The organism is Candidatus Coxiella mudrowiae (genome assembly GCA_001077715.1).
GTDB lineage: Bacteria > Pseudomonadota > Gammaproteobacteria > Coxiellales > Coxiellaceae > Coxiella > Coxiella mudrowiae.
On the sequence record CP011126.1, the window covers coordinates 76,535 to 96,049 of the forward strand.

Below are 19,515 nucleotides of genomic sequence, written 5' to 3' on the forward strand. Positions count from 1 at the left end.
TTGGCTCTTGATCCCTCTGCTGCCCCTTGTGAGAAAGAAGAAGGTTTTAACCAAATGCTGATAGAGTTTCGCCAACAAGCGGAAAAATTATGGCAAATATTGAGAGCGGATTCGCTGGAAAGGGCTGTGACAGGTTTAGTCATTTTCAATAGTTATGCGCAAGGACTTAGCCCGCAACCTCAAGCACTTATCGAGGAAAATCCGAATCGATACATTATTCAGTGTCTCGATTTTTTAAAATATTATTTGCTCCCTTTTGCTTATTACAATTCGAATTATTTCAAAGGAATTTTTTGCTCGCGATATGGGTTCACACCAGATGCCTGGCTCCGTCAGGGAATTTATCCGCGTAATGGAAACGTTGAAGCGGATACGAAAGAAAAAGAAAATACTTTCTTGCTAAAAATGTATAATTGAAAAAAAGAGGGATGGTTGCGGTTGGTAATCCCTACCAAAAAAATCTATCCTTAGACCTTTCTCGTTCCCTGAGACAAACTTTTCCTAAAACTATTCCCTGTTTACCCCCTTCCCAAAAGCGGTCTAAGTTACTCCCTTAACATGCAAGCAATTTAACATGTAATTCACTTATAACAAGAACATAGCGCCATAGGACTAACGTATAAATCCATTAATTCTCTCTCCAAAACCTGAAAATATATATATTCATTATATATATTCATTCAAACAATTAAATATTTTTTTTATTATTTATCAGGGAGCTAGAGAGATCTAGCAAATTATGAAATTAACTTAGTGTTTATTGAAAGATATCTCACAAGACGTGCTAAGTCTCTTAAAGATAGGCGATGTATCTGGGTAAATCCCGAACCACAAATAAAAAAGTGCAGCATTATGTTCTATTAACATGCCCAGGCCATCAAAACATTTATTAGCACCTTGACGTTTGGCCCATTGTAAAAATGGCAGAGCGATTTTTCTATAGGAAAGATCATAACAACAAGTCTTAGGTCCTATGATCGCTGCTGGCAAAGAGGGAAACTTACCGTGGTGACCTAAGCTAGTAGCATGAATGATAATGTCATAAGGTATGGGTTTTAAATCATTATAACCGATGCCCTGAAGTTCTCCCCGTAAATGGAAATTCGAAGCTAATTCGCTCGCCTTGGATACAGTTCGATTAACTATGACAATTTGTGTTGGTGTGGTATTCATTAATGGGCCTAAAATCCCTTGAGTGGCACCACCTGCTCCTAAAATTAGGATGGATTTTTGAGCGAGAGTGATATTGTGGTTGCACGTTAAATCTTGTACGAGTCCTAAGCCATCATAATTAACTCCATAAATAGTGCCATCATCGAGAAATTGCAAAGCACTCGCAGCTTGAGCTTCTTTTGCTTCACGACTCTGTTTATTCGACAGTTTGTAGGCTTCATATTTGAAAGGTAAAGTGATATTGGCTCCTTTACCTCCTTCTTTTTGAAATTCTTTTAATACCTTAGGAAAATCATTAAATGGAGCTTTTATTTTTAGATAACGAAACGTTCGTCGGGTTTGTTCTTTAAAAGCTTGAAAAATAATAGGCGATAAACTGTGATCGACAGGATTACCAATAATTGCATATTTATCCATGTTTATTTTTTCCCAAGGGATGTATAAGATTTCGCATATACGATCTTCGAGGTGGGTATAGAAATGATTTTTTCACGAAACCATTAATGATAACGAATGATAACATCCCATTATTTTATGTTTGTAGATAGCCTTCTAAAGTAGGCCTCCCCCCGCCATGGGGCCCGTCTTGGCATGGATACGCTCAGAATTAGTTAACGCTGACATATGCCCAGCCAGGGTACCATCTTTGCCGTCTATAGGCAAAGCTTTTAGTAAAAGCTTTTAGTAAAGGATCTCGAATTCGCGGATGATGATAAAGATGATAAGTAAAAATAAGAAATTTAGATAGTTAGTCAGGACTAACCAGATTATAACGTGAAAGCTCCGCACCATCGTTAATTAAATTGTCTTTAAAATTTATACCAGTGGAAGCTAATATCTTTTTAAGAGCACGGAGCCCATTCTGCGAAGAACCGGCTTCTTGGTAAAAGATTTCTCCCATCTTCTGGAGAAGAGAATCCGTTGTTAGATTATCTAGAATTCTTCATGTTCAAAGGTTGTGACCTAACAAGATTTCTTTTTGATAATTGATTCTTTATTAATTAAGTCTTGTCGTAAGGGCTTGTCGTAAAAGCATTTTTTCATAACGCATTGGATTGTGTATAGCTAAAGTTCGCTGCTGGCGAGCGACCCCAAGCCCGATTTATACATCCCGCTAATCGGTAATTATTGTAATTGTCACTATAAATAGTAAGTGGACAATCCTTTTCATGTGTTGCGGTGGTTTTTATAAATTGTAAAAGTGAGCCACACCCCTAGGTAAAATGGTTTCCAACTTAGGCTGAGCGTTAATTTTTTTCTGGCAAAATATGTAATAAAAATTTATTACGATCAATAATGATCGCATTTACAGGAGCCGAATAACCATAACTTAAGTAATCCCACATCCATCCTGGTGGGTAGGGAATATCGTTATAATGGGTGTTATCAATTAAGAAACGTCCATTAATACGGCGAATGCCTAACTCTTTTAATTTTTTAATTAATTGATTTAAGAATTAATTTAAGTCCTCAGTGGTTAAGTGGTTAATTCGGGATTGCCAGAAAATTTAAGAATTAAATTCCCCTGAAAGGTGTTTCCTTTTACGGTGCCATTAGTCAATAATGCAGTTACAAATTGATAATCAGCGCCTACTAAATATAAACTAAATAATATAAAGCAGACATTGCGATAAATAATTTCTGAGTGCTGGTCGCGAGGTGTATAAATATTCTGCGCGTTTGCTGAAAAGAACGCGCCCGGTTGTTGTATTTCTTACAACTAGGCTAACGTTAACATTAGATTTTACATGGCGCGAAATTTCTTAGAGTCCGGATTGTAAATTTGAGCTTAGAGAGATTTGAGCAGTTATGGAGGTGCAAATTAGGCTAACTAAGTCCAAGGAACAATAATAATCTGGTTATTATCATTAAACTTCATCTTCCAGTTTTTTATGATCTTGCGTCACAATGAAAAGAATAATTAAGAGTAACCAGTGAAATAATGGCGATCATAATTAACCAGAAGTAGGTTTTCACAAAAATGATACCCGTAGTTAAAATGCCCAATGTGACTTGACTCCAATGAACATAAAAATAATATCTATGTAGATATCAGTCAAATATAAAGTTAATGCTAGAATAAGGAGGATAAAAACAACCCAGCCTCGCGATTATTGACAATACGTCGGCTAACGAAAATAGCGATTAAATAAACGGCAGCGATTAAACCTGTCCAATGAAGAACATATGCCAAGCATTAGCAGGAAAAATCTTATCATGACGCCGCAGGGTACCATACAAGCCACGCACAAAGTTATTGTGTAGAATCCCCCCGTGCCATTACACACATAAATATCCAAGGCATTATATATTGAATTTCCATTATGACCAGACTGGCAATAAGCAAGAAATCAGCATGCCTAAACTAACAATTAACCGTGCTTTCCATCGCTGTCCCGATTTGGATGGGAGTTTGAAGGGGGTCCTTTTTAACAGTGGGTTGCTTCTGAGCATCTCCTTAAAAAGTACGCTACTTGATCGCCAGATTGTTGTCAATTAGGTTATCACCTTTTAAAAATCTACAATGAAGATCCTTAATAATGAAGATCCTTAATTGAGTAGCCAACTGCCCAAAATCACTAAACCTCAGAGATCCTAAGAATAACGGTCTCGCGTATAGAGGTGACAAAATTGGTAAATTATGATATAAGGGTCGGTTTCCCTACGAAATTGTTTTTATTGGTTTGGTGTTGTTATGGCGTTTGTCAGTAAGCGGTTGCAGTTGTTATCTCAACTCTCCTTCCGATGGTATTTTGTGAGCTGCCTTTTAGCAACCTTTGGTTCGGGCTTAAGCTACGTTACATTGAGTTGGCTGATTTTACAAGCCGATAATTCGGTTGCGGCAGTTTCGATTTTGATGCTCTACTTTTGGGTACCAACTGTATTATTGGGGCCTTTTTTAGGGGTTATTGCCGATCGCTATTCGCGTAAATGGTTAATGGTAGGTGGCAATGCCATTCGCGGAATTGTGTTAATTTTTTTTAGTAGCCATTTTAGTCACCATATCTCTGCCTATGTAATTTATTTTCTTACAATACTATTGGGAATAGGCTTCAGTGTTTATTTGCCTGCGGCAATCGCGCTAATTCGTGAAATAGTTATTTCAGATGATTTGCTTTATGCTAACTTCACCATTGATATTGCTTATGAAATTGGGAATGTGGCAGGAATGGGTTTGGCAGGTTTTTTTGTCGCTTGGTTATCTCCAGCACCAACGATATTAGTGACGGGAATTATTTTTATTCTTTCAACATTCGCGTTGATGCGGGTTAAGCCGACGTTACAAAAAATCAAGAAAACAAAAATTTCTTATCATTTTATTGTTGATGATTTCAAGTTAGGACTTGTTTACTTACGTAATCATCCAAAATTAATTGTGATTTATTCCGTGCAGTTGCTTATCTTAGTGTCCTTTATGACAACTCCTGTTTTACTAGCGCCTTTTGTTAAGAATGCATTACAGGGTAGCATTTCTCAATTTGGGCAAATCGATGCCGCTTTGTCTGTCGGGGTCGTCGTGGGAGGAATTTTTATGCCTTGGATAGCCGATCGATGGGGGCTTAGAAAAACTTTAATGCTATTGTGTTTTTTGTTAGCTATTTTCTTTGGTTGGTTTGGAGCGAATCGCACCATCGTTGGGGCTAAGATATTGTATTTTTTCATTGGCCTCTGTTTAGCTGTATGGCCATTGATGGTAACAAAAGCGCAGCACTTGACAAGGTTTCGCTTTCAAGCTCGAATGCAGTCTATATTCAATAGCTTAAGCGGCATCCTAATTTTATTGATCTACTTATTTGTAGACATCGGAAGTTATTACATCTCCGTCCAGTGTATGTATGTGTTTGAAGTGCTTCTTGTTTTTAGTGCTTTTTGCTTATTGTGGTGTTATCGGAGTGTGTTGATGAAGGATAAAGTCGCCTGAGCGATACAAACTGTTATAAATGCAAGGGGGATGAGATAATATTAATTTAATCTTTGTCAGGTAGTCTTCAAGATTTGATAACAATATTTAAATTTAATGATGAGCCGACCTTAGTCTGGAGAAGATAGAAGAAATTTATATAATTTTAGCCAGGACTTTAAAATTTTTTTTGAAAGTCGTGCGGAATTAAAGAAAATACTTGAAAATCAAAAGAATCCAGAACGATTAGGATTAGCAGTTATTAAACAATTTACTTATTATTATGAAATCTTACTCTCTTATTCCCTAGCCTGCTACAAAAACAACAACCGTCCTCGTCATTGTATAGAGCAATTAAGACATTGGTTAAAGGCATGGACAGCCAAGTTAGAATCCTTATTGAAGTTCTCAAGCGAAAGGATCAATTAAACCGCGAAGAAGAAAACCTATTGGAACATACGTTATCAGAGCTTGCTCTCGTCAGGAAACGACGAAGGAGAGTTGACAAGTTCAGCAGGTGTATTTTCAATAACAACCGTCTACAATGAATATGGTTATAGGAATAGGGAAATGATATTTTCGGCAGAGATGCCAGTAAAAAAGAACATTTCCTCATTCGTCTCAGCACAAAAATTTAACTTCTCCTTTACACCAATTAAGCGATTAAATTCGGGTTGCCTTGTGGAACTACCATCCTAGCGAGCGATCAAAAAAGCAGCAGCGTGACTCACTAGCTGTTGTTGAGAAGTATTTAAAGGAAGAGTTGAATGATAAGCAGCTTAATGATGATGAAAAATAAAGCAATTGCCGACCCTTTTAGAAGAAGAACTACAAAAAACTTTAGAGAATCATTATTCTTTATTCTTTTAATTGGTAGTTTATTCGAATGTGGAAGACAATGTATTACAACCAGTAGCTTATGGAGTTGCTATTAAGACGCTCTTAACTAAGGTTGATGTTTACCTTGATTCTTAAGGTGTCCTCTCTTTCATTACGACACTATAATGATTAGTTACTTTTTGACTTTCTGAAAGAATTTGCTCAGCCATTTAAATAGGATTCGCATTACTGATCACATGGGTTTCTACTTATTGGAGGGTGATGATATTTGTGATACCAGAGTGCCAAAAAAAATTAGAGCTAACAGCAGAAAATAAATAAATTTAACCAAATTTTACTGCCATAAAGACTGTTTTACGGGTTGGGAAGATAGAAGATAATTCGTCGAACTCTTCTTCAATGTTCATAAAGAAATTCTTTCATCATTTTCAACTAGATTATACCGATTTTTTATTCAAACTAGCAAAAAATAATTTTAAGGTATCGTCATTAATTTGACCCGAGACAAATGCACTCCCAATCCGTTCCAATAAAACGAGGCGTAGCCGGTCATTCATTGCTTTTTTGTCCCTATGCATAGCATCTAATAAGGAATCTTGAGAAATCTCTTTAGGTAATTGAGTAGGTAAGGGAATTTGTTGGAGCAGCTCTCGAGCCCGATTTACTTCGTCAGAACGAATAAGCCCTAGGTACGAGGATAATTCAGCCGCCAATATTAAGCCCACTGCTACTGCTTCGCCATGGAGCCAATATCCATAACCTAAAAGCTGCTCGATAGCGTGGCCAAAGGTATGGCCTAAGTTCAAGAGAGCACGTTGACTAGTCTTCTCTTTTTCATCTTCACTGACAATATCTCGCTTGATTTCGCAGGCTCGTTTAATAGCAGTTTGGAGATAATCTAAGTCTCGTCGTAATAAAGAGGTAATATTTGTTTCGAGATCAATATAAAATTCCTCATCGTAGATCAGCGCGGCTTTAATAATTTCAGCAATTCCTGCATTAAATTCACGTAGAGGTAAGGTGTGAAGAGTATTGAGATCAATAATTACGGCTTTAGGCTGATGAAATGCGCCGATAAGATTTTTACCTGATGGATGATTTACAGCAGTTTTGCCACCAATAGAAGCATCAACTTGAGCCAGGAGAGTTGTTGGCAATTGGATGAAATCGACTCCTCGTTGATAACACGCCGCGGCAAAACCTGTGAGATCGCCTACGACGCCCCCTCCTAAAGCAATTAAAGTGGTGTTCCGATGATGATTAACTGCAATTAGTTTATTTAGGATTTCCTGCCACTGTTTAATATCTTTGAACTGTTCGCCATCAGGCAAGAGAAATTGATCACACTGAATATCGTGAAAAATAGTTTTTAATGGTGCAAGATAGAATGGCGCAATCGTGTCATTAGTCACGATCATTATCTGAGAGCCTTCAATGTATTGGTAAAGAAGTTTTTTGTCGTTTAAGAGATCTGCACCAATATAAATGGGATAACTAGATTCTTTGATATTAACAAAAATACAAGCAGTATTCATAAGCTTACTTTATAAATTTTTTAATATCCGTCAAAATTCGAATTGATAATTGACGAGGTTTTAAATTATCCATTCGATAAGTGAAATCAGCAATAGCTTGATACAAAGGCTCGCGTTCTTCGTTGAGTTCCTGAAGTTTTTCTTTGGAATTATTTTTGATAAAGAGAGGGCGAGCCTTCCCTTTACGAGCGATCCGTTTTAATTGTGTTTCTACTGATACCGTTAAATAGACCACGATACCGTTTTCAGATAAAGAACGGCGGTTAGTTTCATTTAATACGACCCCTCCTCCGGTGGATAAAACAATATTATTAAATTTACACAATGAAGAAATCATTTCGGCTTCGCGTTTACGAAAACCTTCTTCCCCTTCCCGATCGAAAATCCATAGGATATCTGCGCCCGTGCGTTTTTCAATTTCGATATCCGAATCATAAAAACGATTTCCAGTTAAGTTAGCGAGCTGTTTACCCACACTCGTTTTTCCAGAACCCATCGGTCCGATGAGATAGAGGTTGCTGAGTTTTTTATATTGTTGTGCATGTATCGTAATCATTTGAGGTATTTTACAAAAATTAATAATTGTTTCTGCTCATTAATGCGCTGATGGTGACGAAATATCCCTCCTAAAAGAGGAATCCTACACAAACCGGGGATTCCAGTTTCTTCCTATTGGCTAGCCTGTTCATAGATTCCGCCTAAGGCTACCGTTTCTTGATCATCAACTATTACCTCAGTGGTTAATTGTTGAGTCTGAATAGCCGGTACACCATTTGCTAAAAAGAACTTATTTTATCCTGATTGACAGAAAGTTGTAAAAGGATGCGTCTAACTAAGTAAGACAATAGGTGTCACTTTAAGGGGGAGGGTTGGCTTTTAAAATGTCACACTAGTATTCCCTTCACCAGTTTTTTTTAGTAGGAAATCTCTTCCAGCGATTCGATTACTGCTGTTTAACGATTGTTAGTCATAAGTTTAGGGCTTGAGATAACCTCTGCCTCTCCCGCTTGTTCGAGCGCCGAAAGTGCTACATCTAACAATTGACCATTTTTTAATTTGATTATAGGGATATCCGCAATATCAAATTGGATAGTAAGGTTAGAATTGTCACACATAAGTCCGTCGACAGGTTCGCTTCTATTCTGCTTGGTTCCAAATAGAATACCTAGAGAGCATAAATTGTGTTCATCGACGCTTACAATTTATGTTTTAATTAATATTTGATCGATTGGAATATTTAAGTGTTTAATAAAAGATTGAATGGACCGAATATGGGATTTCTCATCCCAAATCAAAATCTGATTGGTACGGTTATCAGACAGTGCATAATCATTCTTAGATAACAGAGTAAATTTTTTATTATTGAGTATATCTCCTATAAATTTAGCTTTAGCATAATGAATTGAAAGAAAAATTGTTTTCATCGGAGATAAGGGTTGACCTAATGTGGGAAAAGAAAAAGGATCGCGTTCCCTTGTCGCGCAAAAAACTGCATTGACTAAACTTAAAGGAATAATTGTCCATAACAGATCTCTAATCATAATAAATATTGACCTTGCAATGTAAAACGATATGGTTATTTAAAGGTCGCATTTGTAGTTGTGATATGAGAAACAAATTTGGAAAATATAATAAAATTTCAAGAAAGGCGCTCAAATTTGAAAATTCACCTTCTGCAAGCAAATCTAATTGAATAAAAGAAAATGATTTACTCTTTTCTACTTTTTCAGGTTTAATACGAATTAATCACAAATATTTTTTGTTGAGCTACTGTGGTAAGAAGGGTAATAAGCTGGTTGGTGTCCATTGGATGTTTCAGTGCTCTTAATACATTCAGATAAACTAAATTGGCTGAAAGTTAATTTTTTGATGTGAGTGAGTCGTGATTCTTTCTCATGAAGCGCTTGATCGAGATGTTGATAGTGACGAAATTGCAATCGAAGCAAGAAGGAGTAGCCTGTTACTAAGATGGCCAGATGGCTAAGGAAAAAGACAGCTGCTATTAGACAGCTATTTTAGAGGACCTTAGGTGACTGAATGACAAAAAAAAACACGGTGGTCTTGACTCATATGGGTAATAAAAATAGATGAAAATTCAGGAATTTTTTTAAGGTGCTGGATGAAAATTAGGACAGAGTTGGTTTTAAACGTCATTCCTTCGATTTTCCAGTAATTATGTTCGAATGTTAACCGAGTCAAAATATACTGAGTAAGTAGCGCCTAAATAATTTTCTTTAAAGAATAAATATTATTATGTTCTTTAAGAATTTTTTCTAGTACAAGGGCCTTAGCGATATTTTACAATAGGTAAACTTTCTAATTCCTTATTCAGCAGAGTAATATGATTTTTCTTCATAGTAATATTTTTCGATAAACTGAAATGTAGACCTTTAATAGTTATTAAAGAAATTAGAATACTAACCAGCCATAAACTAAGATGTAGAAAATAACGCCGCCGTTGCAATAGCTGTTTCTAGGGAAGAAGATTGATGTTCATTTTGGCAATCCCCAGATTTCTGAAGCAAATGCTAGCCAAAAGCGATTGTCGAACTTCTTTTCTGAGACAATTTTTGGATTAAATTATGGAGATTCAATGTTAGACGATTCAGTCTTTTTAGTATCTAAATTATCGAGTAAAAATAATTTTTTTATTCGATATTGGGATCCTGATTGATAATAAAATTGCAAAGCTCGGCGTGAATACCTATATCAAGGTCGGAATACGCTACCTGTTCGATATGTAGTAATCGTTTGTTATCGACTACGTATAAGCGGATACTTTTATCTTGGAACAAAATAAATCCAACCGGCGTGACGAGGTGGTTTATTACGTTTAAGAGCCGTGTGCATGACAGAGTATTTACATCAATGGCAAGAAATTTTATTTGCGCATTTGCACAAACCATTCTAATTTTATCGACGACGGATCTTTTAATGGCAATAATACGATGGAAAGAATTTTGTATGGGGTAATAATCATAGTAGATTTCTGCGGTGTCCAAGCCGGAATAATAAGAGAAATTTTTGTTGTAGATGGTGTTGTTTTTCACTATCAGTGGCTGTTGGATTAAAACGTATCGTTTGGTTTAACATTTTAATAATTGACCGTCAAAATGGTTTTTTTCGCCTCGATACCCCCAATTTATGGCCCAGTTTAATTAGCGCTTGCGTGAGTTTTGGAAACTCTGTGCCTGATACAATGGCCTGAGAAAGAATCTCCCAGCATCTTTTTAAGCAGCGCACCTTAATCCCTTCAATTTCGTGAGTTCTAATCCCGATTCCTACTTGAATTGAAGTTCTGGGAAACAGCATGAGTAGAGTCTAATCTTCTCCATAAACAGCACAGCAGGGATTAGGATATGTGATAAAATTCCCCGCATAGGTAAAGTCCGCCATTTTTCGGCCTACACCGTGTAGAATTTGTTTAGTTTTGCTTTTTTACCGCTGTGTTTTAATTATTACGGTCTTTATATATACATGATATACATGGAATGGCAATTGCCGGATGTGAAACCTTGCGTGATGTGTATTTGCAAGTCCCTTTACTTATTTACACGGCTGACGGCAAGTTAATCTCCCAATTTTGGGCCAAAAGGCGAATTCCGGTCACTTTAGATCAAGTGCCCAAGCCATTAATTAATACCGTACTGGCGCCACTGAGGATGCGCGTTTTTATGAACATCCTTGTATTGATTTAATTGGGTTAATTGGAATGATTCGTGCAGCAAAATCGGTAATCACAACAGGCAAGCGCTCGCAAGGTGCCAGCACCATTACAATGCAAGTCGCACGTAATTTCTTTTTAATCCGAAAGAAAAACCTATTCCCGAAAAATTAACGAAATTCTGTTGGCCTTAAAAATTGATAAGGAGCTTAGCAAAGATAAAATCCTCGAGTTGTATTTAAATAAGATTTATTTTGGAAATCGTGCTATGGGGTGGCAGCTGCAGCCGAAGTTTATTATGGAAAATTGCTTAATCAATTAATGTTACCAGAAATGTCAATGATTCCAGGCTTACCTCAAGCCCCTTCGCGAAACAATCCCCTGAAAAATCCTGAATCGGCTCTCCGGAGACGTAATCATGTAATGTATCATAGCCGTATATGTATGAAGTAGGTTTTATTAGCAGCAATATTTAGAAGCGATTAAATCGCCGATTACGGCAAAATATTATGTGGCTACTACTTTATTTAGGTGCAAGCGCCTTATGTTCGCTGAGGAAGCGAATCGTTTTTTGCGGGATGGGTTGATTGCTTACGAAGAACGACACGGATATCGCAAATCTCAAGAAAATTTGGATGCTTTTGATCACGTAACGTGGATCCAAGCATTACAGAAGGAACCTATCATCGATGGTATTTTTCCAGCAGTAGTCCTAGTAGTAGGGACTAATAATATCCAGGCGCTCCTAGCCAATGGTCAGACGACAGTCATCCTCCCCTGGAGTGGCTTGTCCTGGGCCAGAGGCTTTAGAAGAGGGCTATATCGGCTTGGCGCCTGTGCAAGAGAGTGATATTGTACGGGAAGGAAATGTTATCGAGGTTATTCAAACTTAAAATGGCCAATAGGGATTGATGCAAATTCCTTAAGTGGGGGAAGGGAAAGCTTTAGTGGCTTTGAATCCGGAAAATTGGGCTCTATTAGCGCTGGTGTGGCATTTGATTATGGGCACGCAGCAGTTTTAATCGTGTCAATCAAGCGGAGCGTCAACCTGGTTCGAATTTTAAACCTTTTCTTTATGCGGCTGCTCTAGCTAAAGGATATACGTTGGCTACTATTGATTAATGATGCACCTGTTGTTATGTTGGACTCGGATGAAAATAGTCTGTGGAGACCAATGAATGACACAAGAAAGTTTTATGGCCCCTACCTCGATTCAAATTGGCCTAATCAAGTCTCGGAATTTGGTGTCCATACGCTTGGTTGTTGCAGAAAATTGGGATTCCTTACGCGATTCATTATCTGGAACGCTTTGCTTTCGAATCCTAAATATATTACCACATATTACCACTCTCTTTCATTGGATTTTGGGGGGCAAGCCTCTCACCTCTGCAGATCGCACGGGGTTATGCGCTTTTTGCTAATGGCGGCTTTCGTGTTAATCCCCATTTTATCGCTCGAATCGAAGATCAATCACAGCATATTTTATATCAAGCTCAGCCATTGCAAGCATGTAGTGCTTACGTTACGCAAACAGCACTCCTGGCCAAGCAATTACCAAATCCCATGGCACCTCAAGTAATCACTTTTTAAACCATGTATTTAATTACTTAAGCTTTTCATGATGTTATTCGTTTAACGGGACAGGCCGTGGTGTAAAAGTGTTCAATCACGGGGATTTAGGCCGGAAAAATAGGGACAACAAACGACAAATTAGGATACGACAATATGTGTCCCTTGCACGAATAGGTGCCCAAGCCGGCTTTTGCCCATTTGGGTACAATTCATGCGTGTGGCCCTCCGAGGTCAACCCGAAGCCACTTTGTCACAACCTCCTGTGGGTATTTTGGTAATGGTTCGGCATAGACCCTCATAGCGGCCTTTTAGCCTCGCCGAATCAGTCCAATGCGATATCTAAAATATTTCGCCAACGTTATGTTCGCCAACGTTATGCGCCTACGCAATTTTCCTTCGCGCCATCATTAGTTCCTTTTTGGGGGGGTAGTAGATATGGATGGTTCTGAAGACGATGAACATTTATTTTAGTTTGGACCTAATCCTTGACGGCTGTCTCCCCAAAGTTGAATTGGGGCGAAGGTATAAATTCTCAATTTCTTTGTGTCGAAAATAAGTTATGGTGTGGTCATTCACCATTCCCACGGCTTGCATAAAAGGCATAATGGATCGTACTGCCTACAAATTTAAGTCTACGTTTTTTAAAATCTTTTAACATCGCATGGGAAATCGCAGAGGTAGAGGGAACTTGTTTGGAAGTTTGCCAGTGATTTTGAACTGAGTACCCGCTTATAAAATGCCAAATATAATCTGAGAAATTTCCCCACTCTTCCATCACTTAAAAAATGCTTAGGAATTAGTAATAACTGGCTGAATTTTTAATTTATTGCAAATAATTCCTGAATCTTTAAGCAGTCGATTTATTTTCGACTGATTATAGCGGAAAATAATCTTTGCATCGAAATTATCAAAAGCGGTCCGACAATTATCACATTTTTTTAAAATAGTTAACCAATTTAAGTCCGCCCGCATCCCTTCTAGAATTAAAAATTCGAATAACTGTCGCTCATTATATAAAGGGACGCCCCATTCAATATCATGATGGGGTGGACATATTAATTCCCTCCAATAATCAAAATAATTGAAAGCCCTTTCAACTGATCTTAACGTTTGCTCGATGTCATTATCGGTATGAGCTGAAGAGATAAATCCTGACTCAAATGCTGAAGGCGCCAAATAAATGGCGTTATTAAGCATCACATGGAAAAATTGCTGAAAATGCTTTTTTGTTGTAAGCCAGTACTTGGTCGTAGCGGTATCTGTTCCTGGGTTGTAAAAAAATAAACCAAAATACCGGAACAAAAAAAATTGGTAGTTAATGGAATTTTTTTAGCGTTAGCGAGTGTTAAAATACCGAGGATTAAGCGTTCTGTTTTCTTTCAAAACAGAATAAAAATTCTCTTTCTTAAGTTCTTTTAAAGCAGCTAAACCGGCAGCCATAGCGATAGGGTTTCCGGATAAGGTTCCTGCCTGGTATACAGATCCTTGGGGTGTAAAACAAATGATCCATGATGTTGTTCGTCCACCATAAGCACGGACAGGTATTTCTCCTCCGATGATTTTATTTAGTGCAGTTAGGATATGGTTTGATCTTATATAGACTTTGGGCAGCACCCTTCGCCACGCGGAACCCTATAATTACTTTATCAAAAATTAACAAGCTTCCGTAGCGACTACAAAGCTCCCCGCAGCCCTTTAAAAATTCAAAAAATTCAAACGTTCCAGGAACTAAATTCATATTACCTGTAATCGGTTCTACGATGATGGTGGCAATTTCATGAGAGAATGTTTCGAAAAGCGAAATCACAGAGTTTAAGTCATTAAAGGTTACCGTCAAAGTATCTTGAGTAGTACCCATTGGCACCCCCTCCCGGGAGAGCTCGGAGCTCTAAAAGTGAGGGCGCCGGATCCCGCTTTTACGAGAAGATAATCGGCATGGCCGTGGTAACACACCCCTCAAATTTGGTAATTTTATCTCGCCTATTAAAACCTCTGGCTAGTCTAAGTGCGCTCATAGTGGCTTCGGTACCAGAGTTCACCATGCGCACCTTTTCAATGGAGGGTATAAACTCATGGATGGCAGCAGTTAACTTCACTTCATTTTCACACGGGGCGCGAAAGCTCAGCCAATTTTTAACGGCTTCGTAGACCGCTTGGATAATCGCCGGATGGGAAATGGATAAGGATCGTTAGGGCCACCAAGAGCCCACGTAATCAATGAAATGGTTATTATCCGCATCAAGCGCAAGAGGTATGGGGCCCCGTACGCCTTTTCTTGATAAATCGGGGCCAGGGGCTCTCTCTCTCTACAGCGTGGAAGGACCCGCACTGGTGAATTGACTCCGCTTGGCATATAATTTTGAGATTTCTCAAAGAGAACAGCGGAGTTATTGGTCATTCGTCCTGCGTAATTAATAAGGCACTCTATTATGCTATATAAAAAATACATGTGCTTATTATGTGGTTTCATCTACGAAGAAGAAAAAGGCTGGCCCGAAGACGGCATTGCTCGCGGCACGCGCTGGGACGATGTGTCCGAAGAGTGGCTTTGCCCTGAGTGTGGTGCGATGAAATCGGATTTTGAAATGATTGAAATGTAAAGATATTTTTAGGGTTTAATAATAGCTAATATCACGATCAGTATTAATAGCACCGTCGGAATTTCGTTAAATCAGCGGTAAAATTGGTGCGAATATGGATTGTGGTCGTGTTTAAAATCCAATAAATATTTCGCATAAATGAAATGAAAAACCCAAAAAAGTGCTACTGATCCTAATTTAATATACATCCATAGATTTAATATACATCCATAGGGCATGAGAATAGTAGGGTCAATCCCAGAGAAGTAACGATAAACCAAACACAGTTGTTAAAATACCACCGGGCATCCGGGCATCATCATCCGGGCATCATCATCATTATTCCAAAAAATAGTTTTCGCTCCATAATTTTAAATCGTTCATTACTAATTTGATCTTCCGTTTGAGTGTGATACACGAAAAGTCGCGGTAGGTAAAAAAGGTTGGAAAACCAGCAAACAACAAATATAATATGGAAAGCGAGAATCCAGCGCATGTGCTGTATTGTACAAGGGCGGGAGCCTAAAGAATAAAAAATCCTTGGATGAGTTCGCTCCAAAATCTCTAAGCGGTAGAGTAACTGCAAATGTGAAAAATAAGCTAGTTGACGCTGATGTTCAATAATTAGATAATCCATTACATGGTAGATTTAGCGCGATCCCCCCTCTCCCAGCCTACCCTAATCTTTACTGACGCTGCAGCCTGTAAAGTGAAGGGACTCATTGATGAGGAAAATAATCCTCATCTAAATTTGCGGGTCTTTATCACTGGTGGTGGTTGTTCAGGATTTCAATATGGATTCACTTTCGACGAAACCATAAACCCCGATGATTTGGTTATTGAGAAAGCCTTAGAGACAAAGGGAGAAGAGGATGAATATGGCGGGAGTGGCCAAGTAGGATTGGTAAGGTTATTAGTTGATCCTTTAAGTCTTCAATACCTCAAAGGTGCTGAAATCGATTACCGTGAGGATATAAGTGGCGCCCAATTTGTGATTCGTAACCCTAATGTAAAAACTACCTGCGGTTGCGGCTCTTCTTTTGCAGCGTGATGACTGGCTTCAAGTCAGATATCAGATAGACATCGAATCGGCTGCTTTTGCCTTTGTAAAATACGGTGGGATTGGCATCCGTTAATTTAAGCGCTAATCTTGGGCGTTTAACAACGACGCGATATTTTGCTTTCTTTAAAGCGATCTCTAAGAGTTGGGGTGCATCTTCATCTTTACCTACTACATGACGTAATACCCGCATTTCTTTTTTTACGAGCGCAGATTTTTTTCCAATGGGATACATCGGGTCCGTATAAATAACATCGTAAGAAGTTTTAAGTTTTAAAAGATAACTTTGCGCTTCTGTTTCGATTAATTTTAATTTTAAGGACTTAAACCACTCAGCTGTTTGAGCGCGAGCTAAACCCTCTTTCAATAGTGCAGCGATAATGGGATTGCGTTCTAGCATAGTTACGTTACATCCGAGAGTAGCGAGAATAAAAGCGTCTCGGCCTAAGCCTGCTGTTAAATCTAAAACAGTAGGGTGGGAATAGGTTTTTAATCCAACAGCGCGAGCGATTAATTGGCCTCGGCGGCCACCTCCAAATAAGTGTCGATGAGCCAATGCTCCTTTAAGGAAATCTACATACACAGGACCGGGCGCTTTTGGATCGGTCGAACGCAGTTCAATATGAGAAGGCATGACAGTCAATAAAATAGGATAATTCTTAGTAGTATGGGTAACCAAAGCCAATTTTAATTTGGTTGCAAGTTTTTCTGCATATTGTTGACGTGATTCGTCCAAGCAAGTAACGGCGATAGTATCAGTCATCCTTTAACTCTCAGTAAGTTTGTCGCGTATGGTTAAATTGTTTTTCCAGAAAATCGACGAATTGATCCGCGATATTGATTTTAAATTGAGTTTCTAATTCTCGAATCCCGGTGGGACTGGTGACATTAATTTCTGTTAAATAATCCCCAATTACATCAAGGCCAACAAACCAAAGGCCTTTTTGACACAAGGTGGGCCCTACTTGTTGACATATCCATCGATCGTGATCAGTCAGTTCTTGTCCTACTCCTCTAGCACCTACCGCTAAATTTCCACGAAAATCGCCTTTCGCGGGAATTCGCGCTAAAGCATAAGGAATGGGTTCACCATTAATTAAAATTATTCGCTTATCGCCATCTTTAATGGCTGGAATAAATTGCTGTGCCATGACGAGCCGTTTTCCGTTGGCTGTCATTGTGTCAATAACGACAAAGACATTGGGATCCTGAGTGGTTAATCGAAAAATTGATTTACCTGCCATTGCTCCGAGTGGTTTAATTATAATTTCTTTCTGTTCCTGGAGAAAGAGTTGTAATAACTCTTTACGCGAGGTGACCAAAGTTTTTGGTGTGCATTGAGGAAACCAACTAGCGAACAATTTTTCATTAGCATCTCGTAAACTCGCCGGTTTGTTTACCACAAACAATCCCTCTTTTTCAGCAAGTTCTAGCAAATACGTTAAATAAATATAAGACATATTAAAGGGTGGATCTTTTCGCATAAGAAAAATATCGAGCCCATTTAAGGGTTGGATATAGGGGGCGCTTAACTCAAACCATGAAGAGGTGTTATCTTTCACCTGAAGACGGCGTATAAAAGCGTGGACTTTCCTATTTTGTAAAAAGATATCCGGTGCTTCCATGTAATGAAGTTCATAATTTCTCGCTTGAAGCGCCAGTAACAGAGCAAAACTTGTGTCTTTATAGACATGAATGTTAGAGATAGGGTCCATGAGGATGCCAATTTTCATTGCAATCTACTCTTTATTAAATATTAAACAATACCAATTCACGAGCTGCCGCTAATGCGGCAAGACGTGCGATTGCGCCATAAACATAAAATCGGTTCACAGACTTATTAGTTTCACAGGGTGCGCTGCAAGGGGTGTCGAATGCCATAGGAATAAAATTCATCCCCGGGGTATTTAAATTTTCGTTGGGCCCGCGACCTTTATGAATACGATAGAAACCACCGATTACATGACGACCGAATAAATATACGACAGGTTCAGCTACAGTATTTTCTTCTCCCGCTGTTTCAAAAGAATACACGCCTTCTTGGATAATCGCTTTAGTCACGGGGACGCCGCCTTTCGAAGTAGACATTCGTGTGCGTTGTTTACGATTCAGGTGACGCAGGGCTTCAGGTTCTTGAATCATCATTACGCCCATTCCATAGGTCCCAGCATCTGCTTTAATAGCCAGAAATGGCTCTTCAGTAATATTGTATTGAGCATATTTTTTTTTAACAGCGCGCAGGATACCTTCAGCACGGTTGACGAGGCATTCCTCGCCTTCTTTTTTAAGAAAATCAACTTCCGGACATTGATCGAAAAGAGTGCTAATCAACCACGGATCAAGGTTGATGAGGGAGGCGAATTCTTCGGAAACAGCTCCATAAGCTGTGAAGTGCCCTGACTTCAGGCGAGTTGCCCAGCCAAGCTGAGGGGCTGGCATGATTCGTTGGTTCAGGTTTTGAAAAATATCGGAGATGTAGCCGGATAAGTCATTATTTAATATGACACAACAGGGGAAAAAATCCCTAACTCCCACTTGGTCTCCTTTGCATTCCAAAGGTTCAATCCGTAGTTTGCGGCCTGAAGGTAATTCATGAATTTGAAACTCGGGTAATGAAGAGTCCAACGAACCAATGCGCACCTCAAATCCTGAATTTTTCAAAATTTTCTGGAGCATGGCTAAACTTTCAAAATAATAGATGTTGCGGGAATGGCTCTCGGGGATGATGAGTAGACGTGTGACATCGGGGCAAATCTCCGCTATAGTGGCTTGCACAGCTTGGATGTAAAGTGGCATATAATCCGGATTTAGATTGTTGAAGCCGGCGGGAAAGAGATTGGTGTCTACCGGCGCCAATTTAAATCCTGAGTTGCGCAGGTCTACGGATGTATAAAAAGGCGGCGGTGTTTTTAACCATTGTTCGCGAAACCACGTTTCAATATTTATTTGATGTTCGAGAAAGCGTTTTTCCAATTGGCGCAAGGGGCCAGTAAAAACAGAGGTAAATTCCAATGCAGTTGGGTTGGGAAGCATACGTTAATTTCCTATGACATTGATTTTAAAATAGAATCATCAGAGAAGGCTCTGAACTTAGCGATTCCACCGGTTCGCGTGTTAATTAACTCCATTCTCATTTTTAACGCTAGTCTTTCCAGCATCGCTGATCTGGGGGGACTTACTTTCCTAGGGTT

At 38.8% G+C, this 19,515-nt stretch carries 23 protein-coding genes and 3 pseudogenes; 9 read left to right on the forward strand and 17 right to left on the reverse strand.

Translation table 11 applies throughout. The features are described from left to right. A complete protein-coding gene (locus CleRt_RS00360) occupies positions 1-417 on the forward strand; it encodes a hypothetical protein (RefSeq protein WP_048874779.1) in 417 nt (138 codons plus the stop codon). A gap of 333 nt (positions 418-750) precedes the next feature. Here the strand turns inward: CleRt_RS00360 and aroE are convergent, their stop codons facing one another. The 4 genes from aroE to CleRt_RS12830 all read right to left on the reverse strand — a co-directional run bounded on the left by aroE (position 751) and on the right by CleRt_RS12830 (position 2,734). Next, the gene (gene aroE / locus CleRt_RS00365) at positions 751-1,590 is read right to left on the reverse strand and encodes a shikimate dehydrogenase (RefSeq protein ID WP_048875740.1); all 840 of its coding nucleotides are present in this window, start codon (positions 1,588-1,590) and stop codon (positions 751-753) included. 331 nt (positions 1,591-1,921) lie between these two features. Beyond that, the gene (locus CleRt_RS10965; protein WP_235379072.1) at positions 1,922-2,074 is read right to left on the reverse strand and encodes a D-alanyl-D-alanine carboxypeptidase; all 153 of its coding nucleotides are present in this window, start codon (positions 2,072-2,074) and stop codon (positions 1,922-1,924) included. 346 nt (positions 2,075-2,420) lie between these two features. Beyond that, positions 2,421-2,615 (reverse strand): D-alanyl-D-alanine carboxypeptidase, encoded by a 195-nt coding sequence (locus tag CleRt_RS12825; RefSeq protein ID WP_306686877.1) that lies wholly within the window; start codon positions 2,613-2,615, stop codon positions 2,421-2,423. 35 nt (positions 2,616-2,650) lie between these two features. After that, positions 2,651-2,734, reverse strand: coding sequence for a hypothetical protein (locus tag CleRt_RS12830; protein ID WP_306686878.1), 84 nt, complete (start codon positions 2,732-2,734; stop codon positions 2,651-2,653). Positions 2,735-3,868: 1,134 nt separating this feature from the next. Between CleRt_RS12830 and CleRt_RS00375 the strand changes: the two genes are divergently transcribed. Beyond that, the gene (locus CleRt_RS00375) at positions 3,869-5,095 is read left to right on the forward strand and encodes an MFS transporter (RefSeq protein WP_048874780.1); all 1,227 of its coding nucleotides are present in this window, start codon (positions 3,869-3,871) and stop codon (positions 5,093-5,095) included. 1,256 nt (positions 5,096-6,351) lie between these two features. Here the strand turns inward: CleRt_RS00375 and aroB are convergent. The 6 genes and pseudogenes from aroB to CleRt_RS09590 all read right to left on the reverse strand — a co-directional run bounded on the left by aroB (position 6,352) and on the right by CleRt_RS09590 (position 10,499). Continuing rightward, positions 6,352-7,449, reverse strand: a complete 1,098-nt coding sequence (gene aroB / locus CleRt_RS00380) for a 3-dehydroquinate synthase (protein ID WP_048874781.1) — start codon at positions 7,447-7,449, stop codon at positions 6,352-6,354. 4 nt (positions 7,450-7,453) lie between these two features. Continuing rightward, positions 7,454-8,005: a shikimate kinase gene (locus CleRt_RS00385; RefSeq protein WP_048875741.1), complete on the reverse strand. Its 552-nt coding sequence runs from the start codon at positions 8,003-8,005 to the stop codon at positions 7,454-7,456. After that, a pseudogene (locus tag CleRt_RS10975) lies at positions 8,002-8,208 on the reverse strand (secretin GspD/PilQ domain-containing protein). The gene CleRt_RS00385 and the pseudogene CleRt_RS10975 overlap by 4 nt, the downstream one beginning before the upstream one ends. 194 nt (positions 8,209-8,402) lie before the next feature. Next, positions 8,403-8,564, reverse strand: a complete 162-nt coding sequence (locus CleRt_RS10980; protein ID WP_157870744.1) for a hypothetical protein — start codon at positions 8,562-8,564, stop codon at positions 8,403-8,405. A gap of 87 nt (positions 8,565-8,651) precedes the next feature. Next, positions 8,652-8,990, reverse strand: coding sequence for a hypothetical protein (locus CleRt_RS10985; protein ID WP_082160376.1), 339 nt, complete (start codon positions 8,988-8,990; stop codon positions 8,652-8,654). Between the two features lie 1,107 nt (positions 8,991-10,097). Then, positions 10,098-10,499, reverse strand: a complete 402-nt coding sequence (locus CleRt_RS09590; protein WP_157870746.1) for a hypothetical protein — start codon at positions 10,497-10,499, stop codon at positions 10,098-10,100. Positions 10,500-10,940: 441 nt separating this feature from the next. Here CleRt_RS09590 and CleRt_RS13740 point away from each other — a divergent pair, with 441 nt between their 5' ends. The 5 genes and pseudogenes from CleRt_RS13740 to CleRt_RS13760 all read left to right on the forward strand — a co-directional run bounded on the left by CleRt_RS13740 (position 10,941) and on the right by CleRt_RS13760 (position 12,703). After that, complete coding sequence (locus CleRt_RS13740; protein WP_235379076.1) at positions 10,941-11,147, forward strand: hypothetical protein; 207 nt, start codon at positions 10,941-10,943, stop codon at positions 11,145-11,147. A gap of 14 nt (positions 11,148-11,161) precedes the next feature. Next, the gene (locus CleRt_RS13745) at positions 11,162-11,287 is read left to right on the forward strand and encodes a transglycosylase domain-containing protein (RefSeq protein ID WP_371440236.1); all 126 of its coding nucleotides are present in this window, start codon (positions 11,162-11,164) and stop codon (positions 11,285-11,287) included. 10 nt (positions 11,288-11,297) lie between these two features. After that, a pseudogene (locus CleRt_RS13750) lies at positions 11,298-11,566 on the forward strand (transglycosylase domain-containing protein). Positions 11,567-11,624: 58 nt separating this feature from the next. Next, positions 11,625-11,963, forward strand: a complete 339-nt coding sequence (locus CleRt_RS13755; RefSeq protein WP_157870747.1) for a hypothetical protein — start codon at positions 11,625-11,627, stop codon at positions 11,961-11,963. A 542-nt stretch (positions 11,964-12,505) separates the two neighbouring features. Next, positions 12,506-12,703, forward strand: a complete 198-nt coding sequence (locus CleRt_RS13760; RefSeq protein ID WP_235379241.1) for a hypothetical protein — start codon at positions 12,506-12,508, stop codon at positions 12,701-12,703. A 550-nt stretch (positions 12,704-13,253) separates the two neighbouring features. Here the strand turns inward: CleRt_RS13760 and CleRt_RS12840 are convergent. From CleRt_RS12840 to hemL, 3 genes and pseudogenes are all read right to left on the reverse strand, one after another. Further along, entirely contained in the window at positions 13,254-13,460 is a 207-nt protein-coding gene (locus CleRt_RS12840) for a DNA-3-methyladenine glycosylase I (protein WP_306686880.1), read from the reverse strand. A gap of 14 nt (positions 13,461-13,474) precedes the next feature. After that, positions 13,475-13,741 carry a DNA-3-methyladenine glycosylase I gene (locus CleRt_RS12845; RefSeq protein ID WP_306686881.1) on the reverse strand — a complete coding sequence of 89 codons (267 nt, stop codon included), beginning with the start codon at positions 13,739-13,741 and terminating at the stop codon, positions 13,475-13,477. Between the two features lie 24 nt (positions 13,742-13,765). Next, positions 13,766-15,083: pseudogene (gene hemL, locus CleRt_RS11010) on the reverse strand (glutamate-1-semialdehyde 2,1-aminomutase); the annotation flags it as partial. A 31-nt stretch (positions 15,084-15,114) separates the two neighbouring features. Between hemL and CleRt_RS00415 the strand changes: the two are divergent. Beyond that, the gene (locus tag CleRt_RS00415; protein ID WP_048874783.1) at positions 15,115-15,285 is read left to right on the forward strand and encodes a rubredoxin; all 171 of its coding nucleotides are present in this window, start codon (positions 15,115-15,117) and stop codon (positions 15,283-15,285) included. A gap of 298 nt (positions 15,286-15,583) precedes the next feature. On the opposite strand, the gene CleRt_RS14470 is transcribed toward CleRt_RS00415, so the two are convergent. Further along, positions 15,584-15,901 carry a CopD family protein gene (locus CleRt_RS14470; RefSeq protein WP_442778087.1) on the reverse strand — a complete coding sequence of 106 codons (318 nt, stop codon included), beginning with the start codon at positions 15,899-15,901 and terminating at the stop codon, positions 15,584-15,586. 3 nt (positions 15,902-15,904) lie between these two features. Between CleRt_RS14470 and erpA the strand changes: the two genes are divergently transcribed. Further along, positions 15,905-16,315: an iron-sulfur cluster insertion protein ErpA gene (erpA, locus tag CleRt_RS00425; RefSeq protein ID WP_048874784.1), complete on the forward strand. Its 411-nt coding sequence runs from the start codon at positions 15,905-15,907 to the stop codon at positions 16,313-16,315. Here the strand turns inward: erpA and CleRt_RS00430 are convergent. From CleRt_RS00430 to gshA, 3 genes are read right to left on the reverse strand one after another with little or no spacing between them, the layout of a single operon-like run. After that, the gene (locus CleRt_RS00430; protein WP_048874785.1) at positions 16,281-17,087 is read right to left on the reverse strand and encodes a class I SAM-dependent methyltransferase; all 807 of its coding nucleotides are present in this window, start codon (positions 17,085-17,087) and stop codon (positions 16,281-16,283) included. The two genes, erpA and CleRt_RS00430, sit on opposite strands and share 35 nt — an antisense overlap. A 10-nt stretch (positions 17,088-17,097) precedes the next feature. Continuing rightward, complete coding sequence (gshB, locus tag CleRt_RS00435) at positions 17,098-18,057, reverse strand: glutathione synthase (RefSeq protein WP_371440237.1); 960 nt, start codon at positions 18,055-18,057, stop codon at positions 17,098-17,100. A gap of 16 nt (positions 18,058-18,073) precedes the next feature. Further along, positions 18,074-19,357 carry a glutamate--cysteine ligase gene (gene gshA, locus CleRt_RS00440; protein WP_048874787.1) on the reverse strand — a complete coding sequence of 428 codons (1,284 nt, stop codon included), beginning with the start codon at positions 19,355-19,357 and terminating at the stop codon, positions 18,074-18,076. Between the last annotated feature and the right edge of the window lie 158 nt (positions 19,358-19,515).

Excerpts from the sequence above, each read along its gene's own strand:
- CleRt_RS13740 (WP_235379076.1), top strand. The coding sequence starts at position 10,941 with ATGGCAATTGCCGGATGTGAAACCTTGCGTGATGTGTATTTGCAAGTC.
- CleRt_RS00430 (WP_048874785.1), bottom strand. The coding sequence starts at position 17,087 with ATGACTGATACTATCGCCGTTACTTGCTTGGACGAATCACGTCAACAA.
- CleRt_RS00385 (WP_048875741.1), bottom strand. The coding sequence starts at position 8,005 with ATGATTACGATACATGCACAACAATATAAAAAACTCAGCAACCTCTAT.
- gshB (WP_371440237.1), bottom strand. The coding sequence starts at position 18,057 with ATGAAAATTGGCATCCTCATGGACCCTATCTCTAACATTCATGTCTAT.
- aroE (WP_048875740.1), bottom strand. The coding sequence starts at position 1,590 with ATGGATAAATATGCAATTATTGGTAATCCTGTCGATCACAGTTTATCG.
- aroB (WP_048874781.1), bottom strand. The coding sequence starts at position 7,449 with ATGAATACTGCTTGTATTTTTGTTAATATCAAAGAATCTAGTTATCCC.
- CleRt_RS10985 (WP_082160376.1), bottom strand. The coding sequence starts at position 8,990 with ATGATTAGAGATCTGTTATGGACAATTATTCCTTTAAGTTTAGTCAAT.
- gshA (WP_048874787.1), bottom strand. The coding sequence starts at position 19,357 with ATGCTTCCCAACCCAACTGCATTGGAATTTACCTCTGTTTTTACTGGC.
- erpA (WP_048874784.1), top strand. The coding sequence starts at position 15,905 with ATGGTAGATTTAGCGCGATCCCCCCTCTCCCAGCCTACCCTAATCTTT.
- CleRt_RS00415 (WP_048874783.1), top strand. The coding sequence starts at position 15,115 with ATGCTATATAAAAAATACATGTGCTTATTATGTGGTTTCATCTACGAA.
- CleRt_RS13745 (WP_371440236.1), top strand. The coding sequence starts at position 11,162 with ATGATTCGTGCAGCAAAATCGGTAATCACAACAGGCAAGCGCTCGCAA.
- CleRt_RS10965 (WP_235379072.1), bottom strand. The coding sequence starts at position 2,074 with ATGGGAGAAATCTTTTACCAAGAAGCCGGTTCTTCGCAGAATGGGCTC.
- CleRt_RS00375 (WP_048874780.1), top strand. The coding sequence starts at position 3,869 with ATGGCGTTTGTCAGTAAGCGGTTGCAGTTGTTATCTCAACTCTCCTTC.
- CleRt_RS10980 (WP_157870744.1), bottom strand. The coding sequence starts at position 8,564 with ATGTGTGACAATTCTAACCTTACTATCCAATTTGATATTGCGGATATC.
- CleRt_RS12840 (WP_306686880.1), bottom strand. The coding sequence starts at position 13,460 with ATGGAAGAGTGGGGAAATTTCTCAGATTATATTTGGCATTTTATAAGC.
- CleRt_RS14470 (WP_442778087.1), bottom strand. The coding sequence starts at position 15,901 with ATGGATTATCTAATTATTGAACATCAGCGTCAACTAGCTTATTTTTCA.